This window comes from uncultured Olegusella sp., assembly GCF_947253395.1.
GTDB lineage: Bacteria > Actinomycetota > Coriobacteriia > Coriobacteriales > Atopobiaceae > Olegusella.
In genome coordinates, this window is record NZ_CAMXYY010000142.1 from 1 (window position 1) to 3,219 (window position 3,219).

The following is a 3,219-nucleotide window of genomic DNA, read 5'->3' on the forward strand; positions in this document are numbered from 1 at the left end:
TAATCGAGACGTCGTAACAAGCGTTTCCAGACATAAAGGGGCCTCCCATTTCTCGTGTCCAAGAAATGGGAGGCAGTTCACAAATCGCCTGAGGGGGCAATGATGCGAACGCACTACAGCATTACTAGATAAAACCGAATGGGTCATTTGGGATGGCAGAATGGAGCTACCTTGAATACTACAGTGACTAATCTAACGGATGATGAGAAGGAAGAACTAAAGAAGAGTCTCATTGGATTTGTTCAGTCGGTCATGGCAGACCAGATTGAACATCGAGGAGTAAGGAGTGAAGAACTTCACGCAGCGATTGACGCTACTAAGATTCTTTTTTCAAGCTTCTAATCTTCTATTTCAGCTTCCACATGAAGCTCTACGAGCTTCTTATAGAGAGTTTCGACGAACTCAGCAACTTCTTTTTGGTGAATATAGGGTGGCACATTACCACTGCCTGACTCGATAGCTGCCTTAGTAAGTTCAACCGCTTCTTTAAGCGCGATCTCCTTATTACTTGCAAACATTTTTACCTCATTTCAAAAAAAGCTAATGCCACTCCAAATGACTTATTCGGGAGTATCGCATTTCACAACTAATAAGGAGGCGAGTACATGGAAATGTGGTTCGCATTTCTCTTTTTCTTAGGGATGAGTGTAGCGATTATCCGCACGTCCTTGCATCCAAAAAAGGATGAAAGCTTTTCGGCCTGTGCGTAGGTAATGCTACTTGAGTTACTTTCAAGCTTGCGATAAGTAGGCGGAGACACATTGAATACCTGCGCAGCTTCAACTACGCTATATCGCTTTGAGTGGCTTGCACGATTCTGTCTTAGTGCTTTTAGCCCTTTCATATTCACCTCCTATATAGCTGTTAAACCGCTTTGGCCGCCTGGGTGTACGCACATATAGTCCCATCTTGCGCATGATGGTCCGCACCCTAAACTCACCTATACCGAGCGCAGCATCTCCTGAATTTATCTCTTGAAGGATACGTCTGTAACCGTATCTTCCGCAACTTTTCCTAAAAGAAGCAGCTATTGCCTCTGTTGCAGCTAAGTATTCCTTACTTTTAGGGCGTCTAGAAGCAGCTTTAGCATAGGCATAGCTGCTTTTTGCCATCTGCAGCTGCTCTAGTAAGACGCACAGGCCATATTTAGTCCTCAGCGCGTCAATGAGACAGACCTTCTCCTGGTTCGTAAGCCGTTTCGGGTCGGTGCCCCTTCCTTTTTTAGTATCTCAAGCGTCGCAAGACGAACATCTATCTCCAGCTGAACTCTCTCATTTTCTCGTTTAAGCTCTATATTTTTTCTTTTCAGGTTCTCAAACTCAGTTAAGAGTTGTTTTTCAGGGCTCTCATCCATGTAAGACTCCTCATCGCTGCTGTCATCTCTGACATTATGCGTAAGTCCTTGGCAGATATCCTCTTCAGTTTTCTTCAAACCTAAAACAGCAAGATTAACAATCCATACTTTGAGTGTTTGGATGTCTGGATACCCCAGTGCAGATATTGCTGCACGTAAAGAACGACCATGGGCAAAGTAGCATCGAACAGCCCGACATCTTTGTTGGGCATTATAAAAATGAGGGTCAGTATCCTCATCAAACTTTGAAAGAGGTATCTTTCCTTTCTCCAGAAATATCTTTGCCCAACTCACCAGTGCAGATTGTGTGGGATACCCCAAGTCTTTTACGGTTGCCTTGTAGTCCCAATCAAGCTCAATCAGTCGCTCAATTGTCCGTTTTCTCTCATCGAAGCTGTACACGTGGCTCTCCTGACCTTATGTGGTCCAGGATTTCCACCGCAGCCCCTAATTAAACAGCACAACATCACATTTGAACAAATTTCACAAAACCTAACGGACTATCTTGACCTTATGGATGACTGCTCTGCCTTCTACAAAGGCGCAAGTGATACCATCAAACGGATGATGAATCAGGCAATCTTTGAAAAAATCTATATTTCCTGCACCGACCAAATCACTATTGATGCCAACGCTAAATTCAATCCTCTCTTAAATGCCATCATAGAACCTTTCCAGAAAGAACTCGAACAGATTAATCGGTCTGTCCGAATGGGAGCAAGCGATTTGCTCATCAAAATCATAACAGCAAAAAACCGCATCATCAAAAACATGAGATGCGGTTTTTACGCATGTAATGATTACACAGATATCGAAAGTTACTCGAACTCAAATTTTTTTAATCACAGAAGTTCGAGTAACGCATTTTTGGTGGAGATAAGGGGGATCGAACACTTAAAAGAGTGTCTGTAACAAGTAGATGTTTTTGCAGATAAAAGGCTTTATTTAGACTTAAATATTAAATAGCTCATGACCCATTTTTGACCCCAAGGCATAATGAGCACAATTAAAGGCAGGTGCTCGACTCGCCTCAACCCCTCCCCACTCACCGCCAAAACGCTACCGCTTGCCGCTAAATAACTCAAATTTATTAGACCAAAGCAAAATTAGCTACAAAAAACCCTTCCGCGCAATGCGAGAGGGGTATTGCGTTATTTGTCAGAGCTTGTCAGAGCTATTCAGCCTGCGCTGCAAGGCCTTTGCGCTCTGCGGGCCGAAGTAGCCATCAGCATCTACGCCCAGCCATCTTTGCACGGCACGCGAGGTTCCTTTACCCCAGATGCCGTCTGCGGCTACGCCTGTCTTACGCTGCAATGCTTTAACGCACAGTGAACCCTTTGCGCTATATGACCACTCCCAGCTCGATGTCGAAGAAGGCACGTACCGCTTATTTGGCGCGTACTGTGATGAGATAACGCCGTCTGCGGGTGTACCGAGATAGCGCTGCAAGGCCTTGATAGTAGCAGGGCCGAAGTAGCCGTCTATATCGAGCTTTGCATGCTTCGCCTTTGTTGTGGGCTTTGCTTTCGGCTTTGTCTGCGTCTGAGCAGTGGGCTTTCCGCCTGTGATGAGCTTATGTAGCGCTGCCCACTTAGCGCCTGTAGGGTCTTCGCCAGTTGGCACATATGGATATGGGCACGCCTTGCGCGAGGCATCGTAGTGGCGCACAACGCGCGATGCAGGAACACCAAACTTGCCCATAAGTTGTTGCACAAGTGCCGTGAGGTAGCCGACCTCTGTCTCTGTGTAAGGCCCGCCGTTATTGCAGACCTCGATGCCGATGCTGTTTTGATTGGTGATTCCGTAGCGCCCTCGACCGTCTCCCACGTGCCACGTGGCAAACTTTGAGGGGTCGGCATACTCCC

7 protein-coding genes are annotated in these 3,219 nt (G+C 46.1%); 2 read left to right on the plus strand and 5 right to left on the minus strand.

Annotated elements, in window-relative coordinates; all coding sequences use genetic code 11:
• The first annotated feature begins 171 nt into the window (after positions 1-171).
• Entirely contained in the window at positions 172-342 is a 171-nt protein-coding gene (locus Q0X25_RS08025) for a hypothetical protein (RefSeq protein ID WP_298580995.1), read from the plus strand.
• On the opposite strand, the gene Q0X25_RS08030 is transcribed toward Q0X25_RS08025, so the two are convergent.
• The 4 genes from Q0X25_RS08030 to Q0X25_RS08035 all read right to left on the minus strand — a co-directional run bounded on the left by Q0X25_RS08030 (position 339) and on the right by Q0X25_RS08035 (position 1,756).
• Complete coding sequence (locus Q0X25_RS08030; protein WP_298580998.1) at positions 339-518, minus strand: hypothetical protein; 180 nt, start codon at positions 516-518, stop codon at positions 339-341. The genes Q0X25_RS08025 and Q0X25_RS08030 overlap by 4 nt on opposite strands.
• 68 nt (positions 519-586) lie before the next feature.
• Positions 587-844, minus strand: a complete 258-nt coding sequence (locus tag Q0X25_RS08555) for a helix-turn-helix domain-containing protein (protein WP_367270420.1) — start codon at positions 842-844, stop codon at positions 587-589.
• Complete coding sequence (locus Q0X25_RS08560) at positions 789-1,112, minus strand: IS3 family transposase (RefSeq protein ID WP_367270421.1); 324 nt, start codon at positions 1,110-1,112, stop codon at positions 789-791. Before Q0X25_RS08560 ends, Q0X25_RS08555 begins: the two co-directional genes overlap by 56 nt.
• Before the next feature lie 41 nt (positions 1,113-1,153).
• The gene (locus Q0X25_RS08035) at positions 1,154-1,756 is read right to left on the minus strand and encodes a hypothetical protein (RefSeq protein ID WP_298581000.1); all 603 of its coding nucleotides are present in this window, start codon (positions 1,754-1,756) and stop codon (positions 1,154-1,156) included.
• Here Q0X25_RS08035 and Q0X25_RS08040 point away from each other — a divergent pair, their 5' ends adjacent.
• Positions 1,757-2,266: a hypothetical protein gene (locus tag Q0X25_RS08040; RefSeq protein ID WP_298581003.1), complete on the plus strand. Its 510-nt coding sequence runs from the start codon at positions 1,757-1,759 to the stop codon at positions 2,264-2,266.
• Positions 2,267-2,512: 246 nt separating this feature from the next.
• On the opposite strand, the gene Q0X25_RS08045 is transcribed toward Q0X25_RS08040, so the two are convergent.
• On the minus strand, positions 2,513-3,219 hold a 707-nt coding region (locus tag Q0X25_RS08045), incomplete at its 5' end, for an N-acetylmuramoyl-L-alanine amidase (protein ID WP_298581006.1).